Source organism: Methylobacterium sp. CB376, from assembly GCF_029714205.1.
Lineage (GTDB): Bacteria > Pseudomonadota > Alphaproteobacteria > Rhizobiales > Beijerinckiaceae > Methylobacterium.
The window spans coordinates 2,186,709-2,210,379 of the sequence record NZ_CP121648.1; the positions used below are offsets into that span (position 1 = coordinate 2,186,709).

At 69.7% G+C, this 23,671-nt stretch carries 19 protein-coding genes and 1 pseudogene; 15 read left to right on the plus strand and 5 right to left on the minus strand.

Annotation, left to right across the window (positions count from 1 at the left end; translation table 11 throughout):
* From QA634_RS09805 to QA634_RS09855, 11 genes are all read left to right on the plus strand, one after another.
* Window positions 1-744, plus strand: a complete 744-nt coding sequence (locus QA634_RS09805) for an ABC transporter ATP-binding protein (RefSeq protein ID WP_012331808.1) — start codon at window positions 1-3, stop codon at window positions 742-744.
* Window positions 737-1,438, plus strand: a complete 702-nt coding sequence (locus tag QA634_RS09810) for an ABC transporter ATP-binding protein (protein ID WP_012331809.1) — start codon at window positions 737-739, stop codon at window positions 1,436-1,438. The genes QA634_RS09805 and QA634_RS09810 overlap by 8 nt, the downstream gene beginning before the upstream one ends.
* 1 nt (window position 1,439) lies before the next feature.
* The gene (locus QA634_RS09815) at window positions 1,440-2,843 is read left to right on the plus strand and encodes an MmgE/PrpD family protein (protein WP_012331810.1); all 1,404 of its coding nucleotides are present in this window, start codon (window positions 1,440-1,442) and stop codon (window positions 2,841-2,843) included.
* 63 nt (window positions 2,844-2,906) lie between these two features.
* On the plus strand, window positions 2,907-3,806 hold the full coding sequence (locus tag QA634_RS09820) for an isocitrate lyase/PEP mutase family protein (protein ID WP_012331811.1): 900 nt from the start codon (window positions 2,907-2,909) through the stop codon (window positions 3,804-3,806).
* Entirely contained in the window at window positions 3,803-5,488 is a 1,686-nt protein-coding gene (locus QA634_RS09825; RefSeq protein ID WP_012331812.1) for a hydantoinase B/oxoprolinase family protein, read from the plus strand. Before QA634_RS09820 ends, QA634_RS09825 begins: the two co-directional genes overlap by 4 nt.
* On the plus strand, window positions 5,485-7,557 hold the full coding sequence (locus tag QA634_RS09830; RefSeq protein ID WP_012331813.1) for a hydantoinase/oxoprolinase family protein: 2,073 nt from the start codon (window positions 5,485-5,487) through the stop codon (window positions 7,555-7,557). Before QA634_RS09825 ends, QA634_RS09830 begins: the two co-directional genes overlap by 4 nt.
* Window positions 7,554-8,177, plus strand: coding sequence for a cysteine hydrolase family protein (locus QA634_RS09835; protein ID WP_012331814.1), 624 nt, complete (start codon window positions 7,554-7,556; stop codon window positions 8,175-8,177). The genes QA634_RS09830 and QA634_RS09835 overlap by 4 nt, the downstream gene beginning before the upstream one ends.
* The gene (locus tag QA634_RS09840; protein ID WP_012331815.1) at window positions 8,174-9,568 is read left to right on the plus strand and encodes an FAD-dependent oxidoreductase; all 1,395 of its coding nucleotides are present in this window, start codon (window positions 8,174-8,176) and stop codon (window positions 9,566-9,568) included. The genes QA634_RS09835 and QA634_RS09840 overlap by 4 nt, the downstream gene beginning before the upstream one ends.
* Window positions 9,569-9,590: 22 nt before the next feature.
* Window positions 9,591-10,997 (plus strand): 3-isopropylmalate dehydratase large subunit, encoded by a 1,407-nt coding sequence (gene leuC / locus QA634_RS09845; RefSeq protein ID WP_012331816.1) that lies wholly within the window; start codon window positions 9,591-9,593, stop codon window positions 10,995-10,997.
* Window positions 10,998-10,999: 2 nt separating this feature from the next.
* Entirely contained in the window at window positions 11,000-11,602 is a 603-nt protein-coding gene (gene leuD, locus QA634_RS09850; RefSeq protein WP_012331817.1) for a 3-isopropylmalate dehydratase small subunit, read from the plus strand.
* A 226-nt stretch (window positions 11,603-11,828) separates the two neighbouring features.
* Entirely contained in the window at window positions 11,829-12,275 is a 447-nt protein-coding gene (locus QA634_RS09855) for a DUF3617 domain-containing protein (RefSeq protein ID WP_012331818.1), read from the plus strand.
* A gap of 204 nt (window positions 12,276-12,479) precedes the next feature.
* Here QA634_RS09855 and QA634_RS09860 read toward each other — a convergent pair whose 3' ends face one another.
* The 3 genes from QA634_RS09860 to QA634_RS09870 form a co-directional block, all read right to left on the minus strand.
* Entirely contained in the window at window positions 12,480-12,794 is a 315-nt protein-coding gene (locus QA634_RS09860; protein ID WP_265576576.1) for a hypothetical protein, read from the minus strand.
* Window positions 12,795-13,069: 275 nt separating this feature from the next.
* Window positions 13,070-14,662 carry a hypothetical protein gene (locus QA634_RS09865; protein ID WP_012331819.1) on the minus strand — a complete coding sequence of 531 codons (1,593 nt, stop codon included), beginning with the start codon at window positions 14,660-14,662 and terminating at the stop codon, window positions 13,070-13,072.
* A 492-nt stretch (window positions 14,663-15,154) separates the two neighbouring features.
* Window positions 15,155-15,337: a hypothetical protein gene (locus QA634_RS09870; RefSeq protein ID WP_012331821.1), complete on the minus strand. Its 183-nt coding sequence runs from the start codon at window positions 15,335-15,337 to the stop codon at window positions 15,155-15,157.
* Window positions 15,338-15,823: 486 nt separating this feature from the next.
* Here QA634_RS09870 and QA634_RS09875 point away from each other — a divergent pair.
* A pseudogene (locus QA634_RS09875) lies at window positions 15,824-16,010 on the plus strand (DDE-type integrase/transposase/recombinase); the annotation flags it as partial.
* 251 nt (window positions 16,011-16,261) lie between these two features.
* Window positions 16,262-18,247: a multicopper oxidase family protein gene (locus tag QA634_RS09880; RefSeq protein ID WP_012331822.1), complete on the plus strand. Its 1,986-nt coding sequence runs from the start codon at window positions 16,262-16,264 to the stop codon at window positions 18,245-18,247.
* Between the two features lie 472 nt (window positions 18,248-18,719).
* Here QA634_RS09880 and QA634_RS09885 read toward each other — a convergent pair whose 3' ends face one another.
* The gene (locus QA634_RS09885) at window positions 18,720-19,013 is read right to left on the minus strand and encodes a hypothetical protein (protein WP_012331823.1); all 294 of its coding nucleotides are present in this window, start codon (window positions 19,011-19,013) and stop codon (window positions 18,720-18,722) included.
* Between the two features lie 740 nt (window positions 19,014-19,753).
* On the opposite strand from QA634_RS09885, the gene QA634_RS09890 reads away from it, so the two are divergent.
* Window positions 19,754-20,011, plus strand: coding sequence for a hypothetical protein (locus QA634_RS09890; RefSeq protein WP_012331825.1), 258 nt, complete (start codon window positions 19,754-19,756; stop codon window positions 20,009-20,011).
* A gap of 806 nt (window positions 20,012-20,817) precedes the next feature.
* Here QA634_RS09890 and QA634_RS09895 read toward each other — a convergent pair.
* Window positions 20,818-21,108, minus strand: coding sequence for a hypothetical protein (locus QA634_RS09895; RefSeq protein WP_198293083.1), 291 nt, complete (start codon window positions 21,106-21,108; stop codon window positions 20,818-20,820).
* A gap of 108 nt (window positions 21,109-21,216) precedes the next feature.
* On the opposite strand from QA634_RS09895, the gene QA634_RS09900 reads away from it, so the two are divergent.
* A complete protein-coding gene (locus tag QA634_RS09900; RefSeq protein WP_283027462.1) occupies window positions 21,217-23,622 on the plus strand; it encodes a M10 family metallopeptidase C-terminal domain-containing protein in 2,406 nt (801 codons plus the stop codon).
* The last annotated feature ends 49 nt before the right edge of the window (window positions 23,623-23,671 follow it).

Genomic DNA, 23,671 nt, shown 5'->3' on the forward strand with positions numbered 1-23,671 from the left:
ATGCTCGCCGCCCAATCCCTCACCAAGCGCTTCCAGGGGCTCGTCGCGGTGAGCGACGCCTCGCTCGCGGTGCCGGCCGGCTCGATCACCGGGCTGATCGGCCCGAACGGGGCCGGCAAGACCACCCTGTTCGGGATGATCTCCGGCTTCCTCGCCCCGAGCGCCGGCCGGGTGCTGTTCGAGGGCCGGGACGTCACCGGCGAGGCGCCGCACCTGCGGGCGCGCCGGGGCATCGCCCGCACCTTCCAGATCGTCCAGCCCTTCGCGGGCCTCACCGTGGCCGAGAACATCGCGGTCGGCGCCTACCTGCGCCATCCGCGCCGGGCCGAGGCGGTGGCGCGGGCCCGCGAAGTCGGCACCCGCGTCGGGCTCGGCGCCCTGCTCGACCGGCCGGCCGCCAGCCTGACGGTGGCCGGGCGCAAGCGCCTGGAGGTCGCGCGCGCGCTCGCCACCGAGCCGCGGCTCCTCCTGCTCGACGAGGTGCTGGCCGGGCTCAACCCCTCGGAGATCCGAGACATCCTGCCGGTGGTGCGGGCGATCCGCGCCGAGGGGGTCACCATCCTGATGATCGAGCACATCATGCAGGCCGTGATGACCCTGTGCGAGGAGGTCCACGTCCTCGCGCAGGGGCGCATGGTCGCCTCCGGCCCGCCGCGCGAGGTCTGCCGCGACCCCCGGGTGATCGAGGCCTATCTCGGCCGGGGCGCCGCCGCCCGCCTGGAGGCGCAGGCCTCCGATGCTTGAGGTGACGGGCCTGCGCGCCGGCTACGGCGCCACCGAGGTGCTGCGCGGCCTCGACCTCGCGGTGGCGGCGGGAGAGATCGTCGCCGTGCTCGGCGCCAACGGCGTCGGCAAGACCACGCTCAACAAGGTCCTGTCCGGGGTGCTGCCGGCGCGCGCCGGCACGATCCGGTTCGACGGCCGCCCGATCACCGGCCTCTCCGCGGCCGCCATCGTCGAGGCCGGCCTGATCCACGTGCCGGAGGGGCGCCGGATCTTCCCGAACCTCAGCGTGCGCGAGAACCTCGAACTCGGCAGCTACCGGCGCGGCCGGGCGCGGCGCGGCGCCAATCTGGAGCGCGTCTACGCCACCTTCCCGCGCCTGAGGGAGCGGGCGGGGCAGGCCGCCGGCACGCTCTCGGGCGGCGAGCAGCAGATGCTCGCCATCGGCCGCGGCCTGATGGCCGAGCCCCGCCTGCTCATCCTCGACGAGCCCTCGCTCGGCCTCTCGCCGCTCCTCGTCGAGGAGATGTTCGCCCTCGTGGCGCGGCTCAACCGCGAAGGATTGCCGATCATGCTGGTGGAGCAGAACGTGGTGCAGTCGCTCGATCTCGCGACCCGCGCCTACATCCTGGAGAACGGGGCCGTCTCGCTGCAGGGCGAGGCCGCCGCGCTCGCCGCCGACCCGGCCCTGCGCCGGGCCTATCTGGGGCTCTGAGATGGGCATCGTCACCCCCGGCATCATACCGGCCTCGGAACTGCTCGGCCCCGGCGCGGCGCCCGCGCCGGCCTGGCTCGCGCGCTGGACCGGCTTCGCGGCGGATCTCACCCCCGCCGACTTGCCCGCCGCCGTAGTGGAGCGCACCAAGCTCGTCCTCCTCGACAGTCTCGGGGTGATCGCGGCCGGCCTGCAGGAGCCCGAGTGCCGGGCGCTGGCCGAGCGCCTCGCGGCCCGCCGCCCCGGCCCGGCGCCGGCGCCCGGCAGCGGGCTTCGCCTCGATCCCCGCGACGCCGCCCTCGTCAACGGCTGCGCCGGCACCGCCCTCGAACTCGACGAGGGCAACCAATATGCCCGCGGCCATCCGGCGATCCACGTGGTGCCGGCCGCCCTCGCCGCCGCGCAGGACCGCGGGACCGGCGGCCCGGCGCTGCTCGCCGCCATCGCCCTCGGCTACGAGATCGGTGCGCGCATCGGCATCGCCTCGCGCCTCGCCGTGGCGATGCACCCGCACGGCACCTGGGGCACGGTCGGCGCCGCCCTCGCGGTGGCGCGCCTCAACGGCGCCGACGCGGCCGGGATCGGCCGGGCGGCCGGCATCGCGGCGACCCTCGGGCTCGCCACCAGCCGGCGCACGATGCTGGAGGGGGCGACCATCCGCAATGCCTATGCGGGCTTCTCGAACCAGCTCGGGCTCACCGCCTGGGACCTCGCCGAGAGCGGATTCCTGCCCGAGCGCGACGGCATCGCCACCGTCTACGGGAGCGTCATCGCCGAGGGCTTCAGCGCCGCGGCGATGATTGAGGATCTCGGCACGCGCTGGGAGATCGCCCGCAACTACTTCAAGCGCCACGCGGCCTGCCGCTACACCCACGCTGCCCTCGACGCCCTGGCGCGGATCCGCGCCGAGGCCGGGCCGATCGATCCCGGAGCGGTGCGCGCCGTCGAGGTCGCCACCTATGTCTGGGCGGCGCAGTTCGACCACCCGGCCCCCGCGACGATGCTCGCCGCCAAGTTCTCGCTGCCCTACACGCTCGCCGCCGCCCTGATGCGCGGAGAGGCCGATGTCGCGGCCTTCCGGCCGGAGGCCCGGGCCGATCCGCGCATCCTGGCGCTCGCCCGCCGGGTGAGCGTGCGGGAGGATCCGGCCATGACCGCGCGGCTGCCGGCCTTCCGCCCGGCTCGGGTCACGCTGAGCCTGGCGGATGGGCGCCGCCTCTCGGCGGAGGTCGAGACCAACCGCGGCGACACCGAGGATCCCTACGCCCCCGAGGAGGTCCGCGCGAAGTTCCGCGCCCTCGCCGGCCCCGTCTGGGGGAGCGCCCGGGCGGACCGCATCGCCGCGGCGGTGGCGGAGATCGACCGCGCCGCCGACCTCGGGCCGCTCCTCGCCCTGATCGCGTAGGCCGCTTTCCCCGCCGCGCGCCGAGACCATCCGCCAAGGACGACAATCAGGAAGTCCCGCGTCATGTCCCTGAAGTCCCGCCTCGCCGAGGACCGCGTCCTCGTCGCTCCCGGCGTCTACGACGCCCTCACCGCCTCGCTCGCGACCGACGCGGGCTTCGAGGCGCTCTACCTCTCGGGCGCGGCCATCGCCTATACCCGGCTCGGCCGGCCCGACATCGGCCTCGTGTCGATGAGCGAGGTCGCCGAGACCATCGCGCTGGTGCGCGACCGGGTGGCGACGCCCCTCGTGGTCGATGCCGACAACGGCTACGGCAACGCCCTCAACGTCGAGCGCACGGTGCGGCTGTTCGAGCGGGCGGGGGCGAGCGCGATCCAGCTCGAGGACCAGAGCTATCCCAAGCGCTGCGGCCATCTCCAGGACAAGAGCCTGATCGGCGCGGCCGAGATGGTCGGCAAGATCCGGGCGGCGCTCGATTCCCGGCGCAGCGCCGAGACCCTGGTCGTCGCGCGCACCGACGCGGTGGCGGTGGAGGGGTTCGAGCGCGCCGTCGAGCGGGCCCGGGCCTACGCGGAGGCCGGCGCCGACGTGCTGTTCGTCGAGGCGCCGCGCTCGGCCGAGCAGCTCGCCGCGGTCACGGCGGCGCTCGGGCCGGTGCGCCCCCTCGTCGCCAACATGGTCGAGGGCGGCGACACGCCGCTGTCCTCCGCGGCCGATCTCGGGCGCCTCGGCTTCCGGCTGGTGATCTTTCCCGGCGGCATCGTGCGGGCGCTCGCCCGCACCGCGCAGGCCTATTACGGCTCCCTGGCGCGCAGCGGCACCAACGCGCCCTTCGCCGACCGGATGTTCGACTTCGCGCAGCTCAACGCCCTGATCGGCACGCCAGAGATGATCGCCCGCGGCCGCTCCTACGAGGGGCCCGCGGGACCGCAGACCGTCCCCGGCCGGGAGGCCGGCCGATGACCGCGATCGATCCCGTCACCCTGGCGGTCCTGAAGGGCCGCCTGGAGCAGATCGCCGACGAGATGGACGCGACGCTCTACCGCTCGGCCTTCAACCCGATCATCGCCGAGGCCCGCGACGCCTGCCACGGCCTCTACCACGCCGAGACCGGGGACACCCTGGTCCAGGGCACCCGGGGCCTGCCGATCTTCGTCGGCGCCATGGCCTTCGCGGTGCGCGCGGTGATCGCCAAGGTGGCCCGCGAGGGCGGCCTGGAGCCGGGCGACACGTTCCTGTTCAACGACCCCTACGCGGGCGGCACCCACCTCAACGATTTCCGGCTGGTGAGGCCGGTCTTCCGCGAGGGCCGGCTGTTCTGCTGGCTCGCCTCGGTCGGCCATTGGCTCGACATCGGCGGCAACGTCCCGGGCGGCTACAACCCGAAGGCCACCGAGAGCTTCCAGGAAGGCGTGCGCGTCCCGCCCGTCAAGCTGATCGCGGCCGGGCGCCTCAACCAGGACCTCGTCGACCTCCTCGCCGCCAATTCGCGGGTCCCGGTCTCGAACTGGGGCGACCTCAACGGTCAGCTCAACGCCCTCGACCTCGGCGAGCGCCGCTTCGCCGCGCTCCTCGACGCGTACGGCGACGCCACGGTGGCGACGGCCTTCGCGGCCTTCTCGGACCGGGCCGAGGCGCTGATGCGCGCCGCGATCCGGGCGCTGCCGGACGGCACCTTCGCCTTCGCGGACGTCCTCGACAACGACGGCATCGTGGACGCGCCCCTGACCATCGCCCTGGACCTCACGGTGGAGGGCGACCGGATGAGGCTCGACTTCTCGCGCTCCTCGCCTCCCGCGCAGGGGCCGATCAACATCTCCTACGCGACCGCCGTCGCGGCCTGCTACGTGGCGCTCAAGCACGTCTTCACCGACGTGCCGGCCAATGCCGGCTGCCTGCGGCCGATCACCTTCGTGATCCCGGACACCACGCTGCTGGGTGCGGGCGCCCCGAGGCCGATGGCGGGCTACACCGAGACCATCCTGCGGCTGATCGGGGTGGTGTTCGGCGCCCTCGCGCAGGCCGATCCGGCCCGGGCCACCGCGGCGCCCTTCGGCACGATCAACGCCCTCTCGCTCGCCGGGCACCGCCCGGACGGCAGCCGTTGGGTGATGTTCTCGTTCTTCGGGGGCGGGCTGGGCGGCAACCCGGAGACGGACGGGCTCAGCCACGCCAACAACCCGATCTCCACCGCGACGATCCCGCCGGTGGAGATCCTCGAGGCGGCCTACCCGGTCCTGTTCACCCAATGGGCCCTGCGCCCGGACAGCGCCGGGGCAGGGACCCATCGCGGCGGCCTCGGCGCGGTCTACGAGATCGAGGCCCTGACCGACGCCGACGTGTTCCTGATCGGCGAACGCGGCACCGTCCCGCCCTTCGGCGTGGCGGGCGGGCGCCCGGCCGCCCTCAACCGCTTCGCCTGGCAGACGCCGGGGGGCTGGGCGAGCCCGCCGATGATCTCGAAGGTCACCGACGTGCGCATCCGGGCCGGCGAGCGCGTGCGCCTCGAAACGCCCGGCGGCGGCGGCTGGGGCCCGCCCGCGGAGCGCGCCCGCGAGGCCCTGCGCCGCGACCTGCGCCTCGGCTACGTCACGCCGGGAGCCGCCGCCCGCGACTACGGCGTCGAACCCGGAGAGGCCCGATGAGCGATCCCGCCCGCGCCATCGTCGGCGTCGACGTCGGCGGCACCTTCACCGACCTGTTCCACTACGACGAGGCGAACGGCCGCTTCCGCACCGGCAAGGTGCCCTCGCACCGCGGCGACGAGGCGGTCGGCTTCCTCGCCGGCCTCAAGGGCTTCGGGCCGGTGGCGGGCCTCGCCTCGATCGTGCACGGCACCACGGTGGGCACCAACGCGCTCCTGGAGCGGAAGGGCGCCCGCATCGGCCTCATCACCACGGCGGGCTTCCGCGACGTGCTGGAGATGCGCCGGCGCGACCGGCGCCACACCTGGGGCCTGTGGGGCGACTTCGTGCCGGTGGTCGAGCGCGACCTGCGCCTCGAGGTCGATGAGCGCACCCTCGCGGACGGACGCGTGCGCAGGCCGGTGGACCCGAAGGAGGTCGCGGCGGCCGCCCGCCGGCTCCTGGACCTCGGCGCCGAGGCGCTGGCGATCTGCTTCGTCAACGCCTACGCCAACCCGGAGAACGAGCGCGCGGCGCTCGCCGCCGCGGCCGCCGTCTGGCCGAACGGGCACGTCGCCTGCTCGTCGGACATCCTGCCGGAGATCCGGGAATTCGAGCGCACCTCGACCACGGTGCTCAACGCCTACCTTCAGCCGGTGGTCGGGACCTATCTGGGCAAGCTCGACGCGGCGCTCGCCGCCGAGGACTTCGCCGGCCGCTTCCACATCGTCCAGTCGAACGGCGGCGTGATGTCCACCGCCACCGCGCGCCGGCTCCCGGTGCGCACGGCCCTCTCCGGGCCGGCTGCGGGGGTCATCGCGGCGGCGGCGATCGCGCAGGCCGCGGGCTTCCCGAACGTGATCACCGGCGACCTCGGAGGCACCTCGTTCGACGTCTCCCTGGTGGTCGGGGGCGAGACCGCCCTCGCGGCCCAGACGGTGATCGATTTCGGCCTCGTGATCCGCACGCCGATGATCGAGATCAGCACGATCGGGGCCGGCGGGGGCTCGATCGCCCGGGTCGATGCGGGCGGGCTCCTGCAGGTCGGGCCCGAGAGCGCCGGCTCGCGGCCGGGTCCGGTCTGCTACGGCCAGGGCAACGCGCGGCCCACCCTCACCGACGCCAACGTGGTGCTCGGGCGCATCAACGCCGAGCGGCCGATCGGCGGGGCGCTCGCCCGCCTCGACGTGGGGGCCGCCCGCGCCGCCATCGCGGCGCACGTCGCCGAACCCCTCGGCCTCGACGTGATGGCGGCGGCCGAGGCGATCGTGCGGGTGGCGGACGCCAAGATGGCGGGGGCGATCCGCCTCGTCTCGATCGAGCGCGGCTACGACCCGCAGACCTTCGCGGCGGTCCCGTTCGGCGGCGGCGGCGCCCTGCACGTGGGGGCGCTGATCAAGGACGTCGGTCTGAAGGGAGCCCTGGTGCCGCGTTTTCCCGGCGTCACCTCGGCGCTCGGCTGCGTCATCGCCGACATCCGCCACGATCAGGTCCGGACCCTGAACCTCGCCCTCGACGGCCTCGATGCCGCCTCCCTCGACGCCCGCATGGTGGCGGAGGCCGGTGCCGCCCGCGCGGTGGTCGAGGCGGCCGGCCTGACCGTGTCGCGCATCGACACGGTGTTCGCGCTCGACATGCACTATGCCGGCCAGACCCACACGGTGGCGGTGCCGCTGCCCGTCCGGGTGACGGAGGGCACCACGGGGGTGAGCGCGGCGCTGATCCACGCGGCGTTCGAGGACGCCTACCGGACCTCGTTCAGCCGGCTCCTGCCCGGGGTGCCGGCCCGGATCGTCAACCTGCGCACCGCCGCCATCGGCCGGCGGCCGCATTTCGATCTCGCGGCCCTGGCGCCCGGCCCGGACGCCTCGTTCGAGGCCGCCCGCCGCGGCAGCCGGCCGGTGTGGTTCGACGGCGCGTGGCACGAGGCGGCCGTGTTCGCGCGGCTCGACCTGCCGGTCGGGGCGGAGATCCCCGGCCCGGCGATCCTGGAGCAGCCGGACGCCACCACGGTCATCGATCCCGACCTGACCGCGCGGATCGACCGGCTGGGCAACGTCGTGGTCACCCGGACAGGCGAGGCCGCATGAGCGACGCCACGATCCCCCTGGCGCGCACCGCGCTCCTGATCTGCGATCTCCAGAACGACTTCCTGCACCCGGACGGCGCCTACGGCCGGGCCGGGCAGGCGGCGCCCGAGATCGCCGCCCTGCCGGCGCGGCTGAAGCCCCTCGCGGACGCGCTCCGGGCGCGGGGCGGCTTCGTCGTCTCGACCCACTTCACCCTGGTGCCGGGCCGGGGCGGCGAGCCGTTGATCTCCCCCCACCTGCGCGCACTGCGCCCGTTCCTGACGCGGGGCGACTTCCTGCCCGGCGCCTGGGGACACGCCCTGGTGGACGACCTGCAGCCCGCCGACCTCACGGTCGAGAAGGTCGCCTACTCGGCCTTCTACATGACGCGGCTCGAATGGGTCCTGCGCAAGTGCGGCATCGAGCGGCTGATCGTGTCCGGCATCGTCACCAACGGCGGCGTCGCCTCGACGGTGCGTGACGCCCACGTGCGCGACTTCGCGGTGACGCTGCTGTCGGATGGCTGCGCGGCCTTCTCGGCCGAGGTCCACGAGACCGCCGTCGAGGCCCTGCGCCCGGTCTGCCGGGTGGCGACGGTCGCCGAGATCCTGGCTGAGATCATGGCGGAGACCGGCGCATGACCGTCGCCTGCGCCGAGGGCGTCGCCTTCGCCGCTGCCGTGCCGGTCGCGGTGATCGGCGCGGGTGCCGCCGGCCTCGTGGCGGCGCTCGCCGCCCGCGAGGCCGGCGCCGAGGTGCTGGTGCTGGAGCGCGATCCCGTGCCGCGCGGCTCGACCGCGCTCTCGGCCGGCCTGATCCCGGCCCCCTTCACGCGGTGGCAGCGGGCGGCCGGCATCGCCGACAGCCCGGAGGACTTCGCCGCCGACATCATGGCGAAGGCCGGGAGCGAGCCCGACCCCGGTCTGGTCCGCCTCCTGACCCGGACCATCGGCCCGGCCCTCGAATGGCTCGCCGACCGCCACGGCCTCGACCTGTCGGTGATCACCGACTTCCGCTACCCGGGCCACCGCGTCCATCGCATGCACGGCCTGCCGAGCCGCTCCGGCGAGGAATTGGTCGACCGCCTGCGCGCCGCCGTCGAGGCCGCAGACATCCCGATCCTGTGCGGGGCCGCCGTCGACACCCTGTTCGCCGGGCCGGGGACGATCCGGGGGCTCGGCCTCGTGCGCCCCGACGGCACGCGGGACACGCTCGCCTGCGCGGCGCTGGTGCTCGCCTGCAACGGCTACGGCGGCAACAAGGCCCTGGTCGCCCGCCACGTGCCGGAGCTCGCGGGCGCCCTGTATTTCGGCCACGAGGGCAATCGCGGCGACGCGCTGCTCTGGGGCGAGGCGCTCGGCGCGGCGACCCGCCACCTCTCCGGCCACCAGGGCCATGGCTCGGTGGCGCACCCGCACGGCATCCTGATCACCTGGGCGACGGTCACCGAGGGCGGCTTCCAGGTGAATGCCGAGGGCCGCCGCTTCGCGGACGAGAGCCGCGGCTATTCCGAGCAGGCCGCCGAGGTGCTGCGCCAGCCCGGCGGCACCGCCGTGACGGTGTTCGACGCCCGCATCGCCGGCATCGCCGCCCAGTTCGAGGATTTCCGCCGGGCGCAGGACGCGGGCGCGATCGTGGCGGCCGACACCGTTGCGGATCTCGCCGCCCGCCTCCACCTCCCGGAGGACGCGCTGGCCGCCACCCTGGCCGAGGTCGAGGCGCTCAAGGAAGCGGGCGGGCGCGACGCTTTCGGACGCTCCTTCGCGGGCGTGCCGGCGCTCGTTGCGCCCTATCGGGCGGTGCGGGTCACCGGCGCCCTGTTCCACACCCAGGGCGGCCTCGTTGTGGACGACGCGGCCCGGGTGCTCACGGCGGCGGGCGGCGCGATCCCGAACCTGTTCGCCGCCGGGGGCGCGGCCTGCGGCGTGTCGGGGACCGGGCCGGGCGGCTACCTGTCGGGCAACGGGCTCCTGGCGGCGGTGGCGCTCGGCCGCGTCGCCGGGGCGAGCGCCGGCGCGCTCGCTGCCGGCTGACGAGACACCGGGAGGAGGCTCCATGACCCAGACGCCCCGCACCCTGTTCGACAAGGTCTGGGACGCGCACGTGATGGCCGCGCGCCCGGACGGGCAGGCCCTGCTCGCCATCGACCGGCACCTGCTGCACGAGGGCTCGTTCCACGCCTTCGGGATGATCGACCATGCCGGGCGGGCGGTGCGCCGGCCCGACCTGACCTTCGCGATCGCCGACCATTACGTGCCCTCGCGCGGGCGCGACCGCCCGATTCCCGATCCCGAGATCGCCGCCATGGTGTCGGGCCTCGCCGAGAACGCGGCCCGCCACGGCATCCGCCACTTCGGCCTCGACGATCCGGGCCAGGGCATCGTGCACGTGCTCGCCCCCGAGCAGGGCCTGACCCTGCCGGGCCTCACGATCGTGTGCGGGGATTCCCACACCTCGACCCACGGGGCCTTCGGGGCGCTCGGCTTCGGGATCGGGGCGACCGAGGTCGCGCACGTGCTGGCCACCCAGGCGCTCTGGCAGCGCCGGCCCAAGACCCTGCGCGTGACCATCGACGGGACGCTCGGCGTCCACGTCACCGCCAAGGACGTCATCCTGGCCATCATCGGCCGCATCGGGGCGGGCGGCGCGGTCGGGCACGTGCTCGAATACGCCGGCAGCGCGATCCGCGCCCTGTCGATGGAGGGGCGGCTGACCATCTGCAACATGTCGATCGAGGCGGGTGCGCGCGCCGGGATGGTCGCCCCGGACGACACGACCTTCGCGTTCCTCGACGGGCGGCCCTTCGCGCCGAAGGGCGAGACCTTCGCGCGGGCCGTGGCGGCGTGGCGGCGCCTGCCGAGCGATCCCGGCGCGCGCTTCGACCGCGAGGAGAGCCTCGAGGCGGGCGCCATCGCCCCGACCGTCACCTGGGGCACCAGCCCCGAGACGGCGGTGCCGGTGACCGGCACCGTGCCCGATCCGGCGGCCGAGTCCGATCTCGGCCGCGCCGGCCAGATGCGGGCGATGCTCGACTACATGGCGCTCGCGCCCGGGACGCCCCTCGAAGCGGTGACCATCGACCGGGTGTTCATCGGCTCCTGCACCAATGCGCGCATCGAGGACCTGCGCGCCGCGGCCAGCGTGCTGCGCGGCCGGCGCGCGGCGGTGCCGGGCCTCGTGGTGCCCGGCTCCGGCCCCGTGCGCCGGCAGGCGGAGGCCGAAGGGCTCGACGCGGTGTTCCGGGAGGCCGGCCTCGAATGGGGCGAGCCGGGCTGCTCGATGTGCGTCGGCATCAACGGCGACCTCGTGCCGCCGGGCGAGCGATGCGCCTCGACCACCAACCGCAACTTCCCGGGCCGCCAGGGCCCGAACGCGCGCACCCACCTGATGAGCCCGGCCATGGCGGCCGCCGCGGCCCTGACCGGCCGCCTCACCGACGTCCGCCGCCTCGGAGCGCCCTGACGATGCAGCCCTTCACGACCCTCACGGCGGTGGCGATCCCTCTCGGCGTCGCCAACGTCGACACCGACCAGATCCTTCCCGCCCGCTTCCTCAAGAAGCCGCGCAGCGCCGGCTACGGCGCCTTCCTGTTCCACGACGAGCGTCGCCGGGGCGACGCGATGCTCCTCGACGCGCCCGCCTACGCGGGCGCCGGGATCCTGGTCGCGGGTCGCAATTTCGGCTGCGGCTCCAGTCGCGAGGGTGCGGTCTACGCCCTCGTGGACGGCGGCATCCGCTGCGTGATCGCCCCGAGCTTCGGCGACATCTTCGCCTCGAATGCCGCCAAGAACGGCCTCCTCACCGTCGCGCTGCCGGAGGAGGTCGCGGCGGCGCTGAGGGCGCGCCTCGCCGCCGCCCCGGGCGCGACGCTCACGGTCGACCTGCCGGCCGAGCGCATCACCGATCCCGACGGTGCCGTGATCCCCTTCGCGATCGACCCGTTCCGCAAGCGCTGCCTCGTCGAGGGGCTGGACGACATCGACCTGACCCTGGCGCACGCGGCGGCGATCGACGCCTACGACGCGCGGGCAGAGCGCGAGACGCCGTGGCGGATCCCGCCGATGTAGACGGGCGGCGGAGCGGCCGTCGCCGGGCCTGCCCGGTCGCGAGGCCGGGCAGATCGCGGGACGCCGCCGGCGACGGAGCGCCGCGCATCTCGGGCCTGCTCCCGGGCGAAGGCCGCACGCGCGGCCGGCGCGAATGCGGACGCAAGAACCGGGATGCGCTGCGGGCTCCGCCGTGGTCCGCTGCGGTCGGGCGACGGGAGGGCGAAGGATGCGGCGGGGGAGAGCAGTGGGGATCGGCTGCGGCCTCGCGCTGGTGGCGCACGCGCCGCTCGCGGCATCCGGCGTGCCGGAAAGCGGACGCTACGAGGTCGAGGTGAGGCTGGAACTGCCGCATGTCGAGAGCGCGGCGGCCAGGAAGACGGTCCGCGTCTGCCTGGCGGGCGGCCCCGTCGTCGGCGACCATGGCCTGGCGGTGCTGAGCGACAACAACCCGCTCGCCACATGCCCGGCCTCGAACGTCCGGCAGGACGGTGACGAACTCACCTTCGACATCGCCTGCGCCGGCAGGAATGCCGGCTGGGCGACCGCGCGATTCCTGCTGGCGCCGACGGGCTTCCGCGGCCGCATCGCCATGTGGCTGGGCGGCAAGAACATGACCATGGCGGAGGTCCAGGCCGGTCGCCGGATCGGCGACTGCCGCGGCCCCGGTGCCGAGTCAGCGCCTGAGCCGTGACACCGTCGTCCACCCGCCACCGCCCTCCGAAGATGAGCGGCCGCGTCATACCACCGGTCATTTCCAATGACCGGTGGTGCTGCTCTCGAATTTTCGCCAAGCCTTTGGTTCGCAATCGAAAATTCGAGATGGAGCAGCGGCTCGATGCGTCGGCATCCTGAGCCGTTGGGATCAGATGGTCGTGCGCCCGAACCGGCCCGAGCGCTACAGTCCGAGCGTCACCTCGGCCCAGCGCGTGACGGCGTCGCCGCGGAGGAATTCGATCACGGCCTGCTCCTGCCTCGCCGGCTGGTCGACACCCAAGGCCGCCGTGGCAACGATCATGTCGCACCGCTCATGCAAGGCCACCGCGATCGCCGACTTCGCCGCCGCACCGCGGCCTCCGAGGGCGTAGCTGCGGCTGCGCCCCTTCATGGAGCGCACCGCTATGGCCTGCCCCGGACCGAGCGCCGTGCGCTCGGGGGCGATGAGATCGACGTCGCCGACGCGGTCGACGTCGTCATCGTCGATCGTCGTCACGCACCCGCACAACCCGAGCTTTGCCCGGACGGAGACGACAATCTCTGCGCCGCAGGACTCAGCTGGGCAGCGATAGGCCTTGCCTTTTCCCCACGGATCCGCCGGAAACGGCCATGCCGTCTCGGCCCAGGCGGGGGTCGGAGTGGCGTCGGTGGTCTCGGGATGCGCTGTGCGGCTGACGAGCAGGCCGACTGCCCCGAGCGCCCCAGCTGCAGCCAGGACAGCCGCCGCCGTGGTCAGGGTGGTCCTTCTCGCTGGCCTCGGCATGACCGTGCCTAATTCATCGCGACGAACGTGCGTGCGGCTCCGATCTCCGGCCGTTCAGAGGCCGAATTCGCCGCGAGCGCCAGCAGCTTCTCGTAATTCGCCTTCGCAGTTGTTCTATCGCCAAGCATCTCGGCGGCTTTGGCAGCGCCGAAGAAGCCGCGGAAGCGGTTCGGCTCCCTGACCTGACTCGCCTCGAAAGCGGCAAGCGCCTCCCTTGGCATGCCGCGCTCGAGCAGCATCTCGCCGTAGAGTTCCCGCGCCGGTGCGAGCGGCCCAGGCGTGACCACGTGCTTGTTCGTCCTGTCCTCGAGATCCGCCGCGGCGCTCATGGCCTTCAGCGCCTCGTCGTGCCGGCCTTGTGCGTGGAGCACCCAGGCGGCTGCGACCTGTCGCTGGATATCCACGATCTCCGCCCAGTAGACATCCTTCGCGTCGCGCAGGTTGTCGCGCAGCCCGGCGAGCGTCGCGATGTCGGGCGCGGCCGCCTCAGGCTGGCCCGAGCGCGCCGCGCCGAGCGCGCGAGCGAAGTGCGTGATCGCCGTCACGTACGCGAACGGGCTTGGCCGCACGGAGAGTTGCGACGCCGCGGACCACTCGCCGCGCTCGACGGCGTAGCGCGCCGGCGAGGCCGCGAGCGCGTAATGGGCAGCCAGCACGGTCGCCTTGAACTCGGTCTCGTGCATCATGTCTTCCACGACAGCACGCGCCTGATCATCCTGGCCGAGCTGCAGATAGGCATAAACCATGTAATCCTGTGCATGCAGGTAATTGCCGATCGACTTCTCGGCTCGCGCAGCCTTCCAAGAGGCGGTGTTCGAGTCAATCGAGTCTTTCCAGTGACCGACGCGCGTGTAGATGTGAGATGGCATGTGCTGCGCGTGCGGCGCGGCCGGCGCGATCTGCGCGTATCGATGCGCCGCCTCGAGTCCTCTGGCGGCAAGTTCCGGGTAATCGTAGAGGTGGATGAGGTAGTGCGTGACGCCAGGATGCCGAGGCAGGCGCTTTGAGAGCGGATCGAGGATCGAGATGCCTTTCAGCTGCTGGGCGTAGGTCTTGTCGTTGAGGTCGGCCGAGGTGTTGAGCGTGATGGCGTAGGCGATCTGTGCCTCGTCATCATGCATGTATTTTGCTGCCATCTTCTCCTGGGCGTCGCGGAAGAGCCGAATGCGGTGGCCATGGCTGAGCTTATCAAAGTCGGTGTACATCAACGCCAGCGCGTCAATGTAATCGCGTTCGCGCTCAGTCCTCGGATCCAGCGCCTTGGCGCGCTGAATGGCGGCGAGCCCCGGAGCGAGGTTGGGCTGCGGGATCGGGTTGTGAGGGTTGTCCAGGTAGGTCAGGGCGATGCCCCACTCGGCGATGGCGCAAGCGGGATCGGCTTTGAGGGCTTCCTCGAAGACCTCCCTGGCGGCCGAATACCAGTAGGAGTGCTGGTAGCGCATGCCGCGATCGAAGCGACGCTGCGCGACCTCGTTGCAGGACGTCTCGAAGTGAACGCTTCCGAGCTGCTGGTCGACCTCAGCCTGCGCGACGGCCGCCTGGCCGGACGCGAGGGCGATGACAGCAACGCTGGCGGCGGCCGCGAGCAAGAACGTGCGCATCGGATCACCCTCCTGTCGGCTGCGCCGCTGTCGGCTGCGCCGCGACCTCCTCCGGGCGTCCCGGCACTATACGCTCCCGCGACCGCTTCGCAAGCATCCAAGTCCTGTCGGCAAAGTTGCACAAAGTTATAATGTCAACTGTGCAAGTTATTTGAATGAGGAATTGCGCTGAAAAACGTATGTGCTTCAACGCACAGTGCTGCCGGTCCGTATCTGCGACCTCATAGGAAACGCGGAGCAGCGGAAATGAGTGAGCAAGCCCGACTGAGATGGATCTCTGTTGTGTTCGCGCTGCTGTGGACAGCAGCGATGCTGTGGTGGTCTGCCCCGCTCGAGGCGGCGGCGGTCGTGATATGGATCATTGCGGGCGCGGTCGTCGGCTTTCTCTGGCATTGGCTGATGAGCCGATGGCAGAGATGGTACCTCGGTTCAGGACGCGGGTCCTGACATCCGGAGCCCATGAGACGCGGCGAACGCTCCCGGACCTCGTGCTCAGGCGAGGTGGCGGCGAGCCATGGCGATCAGGATCGCCATGCCGATCACCAGATAGATCAGCGCCAGCGTGGGAGAGACGCAGATCCAGAGCCAAACGAACCCGAGCGCGAAGGGAAGCTTTCGCAGGCGCGGGATCGCCGCGAGCGCGAAAGCGGCGACGAAGCCGAAGAACCACCACATCGCGTCCCTCCCAGCATGACCACCGAGGTCGCGAGAGGCAGTCTGGCCCGCTCGAAGGTGAATGCAAGGGGGCACGTCACCGCGACGGCGTGGCGGCGGATGGGTCCACCCGCCAGCAGGTCCGCTAGAGCAGCACCCGATCACGTTGCAATCGGGTGCTGCTCTAGGTCTTTGATTTTGCCGATTTTGTGCGACGAACCGGCATCCACTTCGTCGGAAAATGCTCTGGGCCGTGCGACACTGCGCCTCCGCCGCCCTCGTTCTCACCGTCGCGGTCCGCGTCGGGAGTGCCGACGCAGCCTCCCCGACGCAGTCCGACCGCAGGGCCCTGAAACGGCCTGCACAGGGGATTGCGCCACCTGCCGCGGCAACCTCCCGCCGGACGGCGAGGAGGTGCGCGCCTGCTTCCGTGAGAACATGGCCAAGCGATCACCCCCGTGCCGAGCCGAGATCGGCCGCTACGAGGGGAGCGGCAGGACGGGCTGACGGGCCAGCGACCAGCGCGGGGACGCGGTCGACTTCCTGCTCACCGCCAGCCGCGATCTGCACGCCGCCAAGCGCTTCTTGCCGCGTCCTGCGCAAGATGCTGCAGCCGCAGGCGCTCCTCGGGCCGGACCGGATCGGCACCGATGACGCTGGCCCCGATTCGCCGGCGACCGCCGCAAGTCGCAAGCAGCGGCGCGGCGCACGATCCAGGGCTTCGAAGTCATGCTGCGACCACGCAAGCGCTTCGGGTTCTCAAGAGTGCGGACTCGTCGGAGGTAGAACCCGGTGCTCGCGCCAAGCTAAGCTTTATAGCTGGTCCGCTAGTGTGGCACTCGCTCCTATCGGGATTTGATACACTTATTTGACAAAGATCAATGTCAGCTATGTCATGCGATATTATTTATGCGCATTCTTGGGCTCGGAAATGGAGAGAACTCCATGTCTAGGAAGCGGGATACCTACGGCACATATAGCGCCCAGATGCAATTCACACAACACGCATATCAGAACAGTCTGCCCATACCGCAAACTATTGACACGGCCACGCGCGATCATATTACACTTCAAGTTCGACAGACAAACCAGTTTTTAGGCCTCTACGACTCATTCGGAAACATTATCGAGACAACTGTTTGGGGATACGGCACTGGTCAGACCGTCACTTACCCCGGACCAACTATTCTGGCCTACGAAAACCACCCGGTGACGGTGACATGGCAGAACAAACTGCCAAAAACGGGACACATCCTGCCGGTTGATACCTCGATCAACATTGCGGACTCAAATACTCACCCGCTTTCTTCTGGGTTCGTACCAATCGTCACTCACTTGCACGGGGGGCACAACGATTCAAAGTATGACGGCCTACCAGACCAATGGTTTACACAGAACGGAGGCCGTGGAAGCACCGGACCCCGCGATGTCGGTGCGATGTTCGAGACTTCAACCAGCGTATATCAGAATGATCAACACTCTGCTACTCTGTGGTATCATGACCATGCGCTGGGAATAACCCGCCTTAATGTGTACGCGGGCCTTGCTGGGTTCTACATCCTCCAGGATCAAGAGCGAGCCAACCTGGTGAGCGCCGGAGTCCTGCCGAGTGGGGCAAACGACGTCGGGGTAGCGATCCAGGATAGAGCTTTCACCAGCACCGGGCAGCTCTATTATCCAGCGTACCAGAACGACATACTGCCGGGCCAATTTAATGATGATGGCACACAAATGCGCGTAAAGGATGTTGTTCCGCAAGAGTTCTATGACGCGCATGGTGCAAATGCACCTTCCGTGGTTCCAGAATTCTTCGGAGATACCATTCTTGTCAATGGCATGGCATGGCCTAATCAGGATGTTGCCGCAGGAACACAAGAGCTCCGTCTGCTCAACGGTTCGGACTCCCGATTTTATGTGCTGAAGCTCGATGATCCTAATGTCAAAGTGACCTTGGTCGGCACAGACGGCGGCTTGCTGCCGCATGCTGTGACGATCATGGACGGCGATGGTGTGCAGGAGGACGATGAGTTCCTGGTTTTGGCCCCTGGCGACCGCACCGATCTCGTCTTCGATTTCAGCAACGTCCACCTTGATCCAGGAGAGGCGACCCACGCCGTACATCTCCAGAATGTGGGGCCCGCTTACTCGCCGTTTCAAGGCCTGAACGATGATGGGTCCCTCGCGGGTGACGGACGGGCGGCCACAGCCTCGGATCCGATCGGCAACATCATGCAGTTTACGGTCGATGCGCGCCTGGTGGCCGGCCATGCCACCGTGACGGATGGTACCGTGCTGTCGAGCAACTTCCACGACTTGGCGGTCGATAGCGACCACGACGGCATCGCAGACGGTGCCACGCAGGTCCGCAAAGTCGGATTGTTCGAGCAGGCAGATGAGTACGGCCGGACGATGCCCCTGCTCGGGACGGCTGAAGAAGGTGCCGTGCGCACCAGTCGAACCGAACTACATGCAGGGGAGACTTTTGGCCCGTTGGCCTATGATGCACCTGTGACTGAAACACCAGCTTTGTTCTCAACAGAGGATTGGCAGGTGTTCAATTTCACAGCAGACAGTCATCCAATACATCTCCATTTGGTGCAATATCAAGTAGTCGAAAAGCGCCATATCGATTTTCAAGACGCTAACGATGATGGTGTCCCGGACGACACGAATCATGACGGTGTCATCACTTATGGACACGACTCAGTGCCGGACTACAACTCAGCCGACATCTGGATTGGGGATCCAATGGCGCTGCGGCCTGAAGAAAGCGGCTGGCAGGATACGGTTGAGGTAGACCCGCATCAAATGATGTCGATTGTAGCGACGTTCGACAAGCCAGGAGAATACGTGTGGCACTGCCACATTCTTTCCCACGAAGACAACGAAATGATGCGACCTTTTACCGTGAATGATCCACTGCTCGCGTGATCTTTATCAGCACGCAAATCGAGCAGGGCCGCGATCAGAATGGCGTTCCGGATCCCGGCCTCGATCTTGAGGATGACCCCGGGGCTTGAAGCCTCGAGGCAGCTTAGGGTATTTCCCGCTGAAATGTGCCAGTTCAGCGGGACATGCAGCAAAGTCAGAAACCTAGAGCAGACGTCATGCCTCATCCTGAGCGAAGCCTGCTCTCGTCCTGATCTGCCTGGCGCTTCAGGCTGTGTCCGTGGCGGAACGAGGTGTCAAGAAGACGACCGATCCTATGACCTGGCCGCCCTCGCGGCCGGCGGCGTGCCAAGCTGAGAGCGCGGCCGGGGAACGCGCGCGGGAGCGCGGGGCGCACGGCTTCCAGGCTCCGCCGCCGGGACGGCCGGCGCGCGTCCCGCATCCTCCCCGACGGCGCGTGCCCGGGATCGAACGTCACGGCGCGCCGAGCCGGGTCGCCCACGCGCCGCGGACGCTACCTGCCGCTCGGCGCGGCCGTGCTCCCGGTGGCGGCATTGCCGCGGCTGTAACCCGCCGGTGCACCGCGGGTGACGTTGTTGAAGTGCCCTCCGCCGCGCATCATGCCCCTGCGGTGGTGGCGGTGGTGCCGCACGTGATGGTGGTGACGGCGCACGCGCGCTTCGCTGACGATGCCGTTGGGCGCCGCGAGCGCCTGGTCGGGGCTGACCGGCAGGGCAGCGGCGGGCTCGGAAAGGGTCGCCGCGCCGATCCCGGCGAGGAAAGCGGCTGTGATGATGGCAATCCGCACGCGATCGAACTCCTCTGTCCGTCCCTGATGACGGCACGTCCCGGCCGAGAGGTCGGAACACGTGCGGGCTAACGCGAGGTGGCGACTTTGGATCCGGTCACGCACCCGGCCGCGGTCCGGGAGCGGCGGGCGCTCCGCCGGCGCCTCCGGCCGGTCGCGCGGCGATCGTCCGGCCGCCTCTGCCGGGCAGGGGCCTTCCGGGCAGGACGGGCGCGTGATCGCCGACCCGGCCGGGCCCTCCCAAGGCGGCGGATCCGCTGCCCGCGCCGGGTCAGGTCACGACGGACCACGCGGCCTCGGCCGCGCGAGACCCGTTTTCGGCGAACGGCCCCCACCACCGACAAGAGTTGCGCAGTGTTCCGAGGTGAGATGAGCGCGATCCTGCGGCGCCTCTCCAGCAGACACCGCATGGAACCGATATCTAAGGTTTTCGTTGGATCAGCGAAACGGATGTGGCAGGTAATCTATGCTTGCGCTTGTTGCAGCGGCTGTCGTCGGCGGTCCCCTCACCGCGGCTTTGTTCTGGCACGAGGGGGTGTTGACGGCGATCATGGCTGCGCCTGTCGGGGGGAGCCTGTGTGCCGCGGCGGCAGCCGCCTATCTCGGTCTGCGGTCCGGGGCGGCGGCGGGACGCCGCCGCGCCGCGCGGGCCGTGTCCGCCCGCTTCGGGTCGGAATGGCACGCGACGGCGCATTGAGCCGCGATCCGGCCTTGACGACGATGCCGCCGGGACCGCCATCATGCCGCTCTATGACCACGACGAGCCCGCCACGGCCTTCGGCACCGTCGGGTGGCAGATTCCGTTCCGCACCTCCGCGGGCGACCTCGTTCTGGTCAATGTCACGTCCGGCGCGGTCCAGGACGCCGGATTCGGCGACAGGCCGGACGACTTCCTCCCGCTCTATCGTCCCGCAATCCAGTTCCTCGCGGGCCTCAAGTACGATGAGGACCACAAGCTCCGCGAGATCACGATCGGGACGGATGATCTGAACACGTGACGGCGGGCACGCCGCCGGCGGCGTGCCGGTGACCGTTCGCGCGTCCGGCGCGGGCGGCCCTTCCGCGTCGGGGCACGCCCGGCGCCCGGGAACCGCGAGCAGGCCGCGCGGCGTCCGGAGGCGGGCCCGGCCGTCCGCGCCGGGCCGCCGACGCGCCCGGCCGAAGGCCGCGGTCCCGCGCCCGGCCTCCCGTCGAGATCTCACGATTCGGACCTGCCCGGAGCTCTGAGCCAGCAATCCGCCAGGATTCTCGCCGCATCGGGTGCTGGATAGCTTCCCGGTGCGGACGATGCACTGTGGCGCCCGTTGTGCGACTACGCACATCGCGGTGTCGGACCCGGCGCGATGGTTTCTCTCGACGTCGGCGGACTGGGGCAATTCGGATCTGCAACAGGTAACCATTTTGAAATAGGCGGCGGGACAGATGGCGCGCGCCCTAATGGAAGCCCGGTTCCCAAGGCCGTCAAGATGATGAGTGCCCTTATGTGCAGGGAGCTTGCAGGAGCGCTTGTTCGGCAAGAAAGAGTCTGACGTGGTGACTCTGTGCGCAGATGCAGGGATTCGTGGAAAAGACGTAATTGCGGCGGGCCAGATTGTGCAAAGAAATATGTTCTTGAGCATTATTGATCTAATGCGGATCTTGGCTTGACTTTTACACCGATTTGCGTAAAAATACAACCTGGCTGACAGTGGAGGCCACGATGAATAAGAAGTTGCAGTTCAATTCTAATAATTCAGATAGCGATATTATGAATGACATGTCCAACAGCATGTCTTGGGCGATTTATTCTTCAAGGTTAAATCCGTCAGATGTAGATGATCGTGACAATATTGTCGGCTCGGTTATAAATATTTCTGACAGTGGTTTGTCTGCGTTGGACGATTTTATCTTGAGTGATGCCGACGCAGCTGCTCCAGCTGCCAGTGGGCATGATCATGATGACATCAAGATTAATGGGGATGACATTGGAATTGCGACGTTCTTTGGGGAAACCGTGATCCAGGCGGACGGCGCCGATGATGGAATGCCGCGGACGATCCCGGTCGCTTTCGACGACGTGGCGGCCCTCCTCACGGCGAGCACGCCTCCCGATCATGGCGGGACCTCCGCGCCAGCCCTGCTCCCGACCGGGCCGATCGCCGAGGCGCCGGCATGGGTCGGGGGCGCGGCCGGGCCGGGTTCGTCGGGCGGTTCGCGCGATCCGGTGATCGCGGCTCTCCTCGACCCGACGGGGACCGGCCTCAAGGACGGCGCCGCCGCCTACGACCCGATCTTCGCGAACGCCTACGACGGCGAGGTCAGCTTCATCTCCGGCGTCGACGCGACCAAGAAGGTCGTGGGCACGAGCTTCTGGACCTGGAACAGCAACAACCCGGCGACCTACGCCACCACGTCGAAGGCCCACAAGTTCGGCTCGACGGCGATCGGCAGCGCCGGCGGCACCGTGACCTACTGGTTCGACACCAACTCGAACTGGACCACGACGGAGCGGAACGCCCTGATCTCCGGCATGGGCCTGTGGTCGGCCGTCGCCAACATCCAGTTCGCGCAGGCCGCCAGCGCCGCGACCGCGAGCTTCACCTTCATCCGCGGCAGCGACGGCAGCGCCTACGAGAACAACGGCATCGTCGCCTCGGCGATCGGCAGCACGACGATCAACAACCCGACCGGCGCCATCATCTCGATCGACACCAGCGTGGCCGGCTTCGGCCCGATCGGCGGCTCGTTCGACACCTACGGCGGCTACCCCTACCAGACCCTCGTCCACGAACTCGGACACCTGATCGGCCTCGGCCACGGCGGCGCCTACAACGGTAACGTCAACTCGGCCACCCAGCAGTTCAGCGCCTACGACACCCGGCTCTGGACGCTGATGTCCTACATCGATCCGTTCGACACGTCGGCCAAGTACTATAACCAGTATCCCGTCACGGGAACGTCCTGGGGCACCAGCCCGACCAATGGGCTCTACTATTATCGCGAGCCGACGACGCCGATGTTCCTCGACATCCTGGCGGCCCAGCAGATCTACGGGGCGCCGACGACGAGCACGCTCAACAACGTCACCTTCGGCTTCAACAGCACCGTGCCGGGGCTCATCAACCAGTACTTCAACTTCACCGTCAACCAGCATCCCGTCGTCACCCTGTTCGCGACGGGAGCGAGCAACACTCTCGACCTCTCCGGCTGGTCGAACGGCGCCACCATCAGCCTCACCCCCGGCACCTTCACCAGTGCCAACGGCATGATCAACAACATCGGCATCGGGCCGAGCACCATCCTCACCAAGGCGATCGGCACGACCGGCAGCGACACCTTCCTGCCGAACCCGAGCTACGTCACCACCATGACGGGCAACGGCGGGAACGACACCTTCAAGTCGACGATGTTCGGCCTGTCGCTGGACACGATCACCGACTTCGCCCAGGGCGACAAGATCATCCTCACCGACGGCGCGTCGTCCACCTTCACCTACCGCCACACCGGCACCGTCCTGGCCTACGGCAACGGGGCCACCTCCTACAGCATGAACCTGACGGCCCCCCTGGCCGGGCGCCTCGTCAAGTCCGCCGACCCCTCCGCCGGCGTCGACCTCACCGTCACCCGCATCGACCAGGACGACCTCAACAACGACGGGCTCAGCAACATCGTCTGGCGCAGCTCCGCCGGGCAGCTCGTGTCCTGGGACGTCTCCGGCGCCCAGATCACCGCCTCCCAGGCCCTCACCTCCAACGGCACCCCCGTCGCACCCGACGCCTCCTGGACCCTGGCCGGCACCGCCGACGATTTCGGCACCGGGCGCGCCAGCCTGATCTGGCGCAGCAATGCCGGCGGCCTCGTCAACTGGACCATGAACGGCGCCCAGGTCCAGGCCAGCAGCCCCTTCACCTTCCAGGGCGTCGCGGTCGCCCCCGACGCTTCGTGGTCGATCGCCGGCTTCGGCGACTTCAACGACGACGGCAAGACCGACATGCTCTGGAGGAACAGCGCCGGCTTCCTCACCGAGTGGCAGCTCAACGGCACGCAGATCACCGCCAGCCAGACCATCACCTCGCAGGGCACGGCCGTTCAGCTCGACCCGTATTGGACGGTGGCGGGGATCGGGAACTTCGACGGCGATCCCTACTCGGACCTGCTGATGCGCAACACCTCGACCGGGCAGCTGGTCGAGTGGCTGATGAACGGCTCGCAGATCGTGTCGAGCAGCGCGCTGACCTACCAGGGCACCGCGATCGCGCCCGACCTGTCGTGGTCCGTGGCGGGGGTGGGCGACTTCGACGGGGACCACGAGGCGGACATCCTGTGGCGGGGCAGCGACAGCACGCTGGCGCTGTGGAAGATGGACGGGTCGCAGGTGGGGTCGAGCAGCGCGCTGACCTACCAGGGCGGCGCGATCCGGCCGGACGCGTCGTGGAGCATCCAGCAGGTCGGGGACTACAACGGCGACGGGAAGTCGGATCTCCTGTGGCGGTCGACGGGGAACACGCTGTCCGAGTGGATCATGAACGGCAGCCAGATCGCCTCGACGGGCCTGCTGACGTCGAACGGCACGCCGGTGCAGCCGGACGGCGGCTGGTCGATCCAGAGCGACCCGCACAACTTCGTCTGAGGTCATCGGCGAACCTGGCCGGCGCAGATCGGCCGCAGGAGCCGCGCCC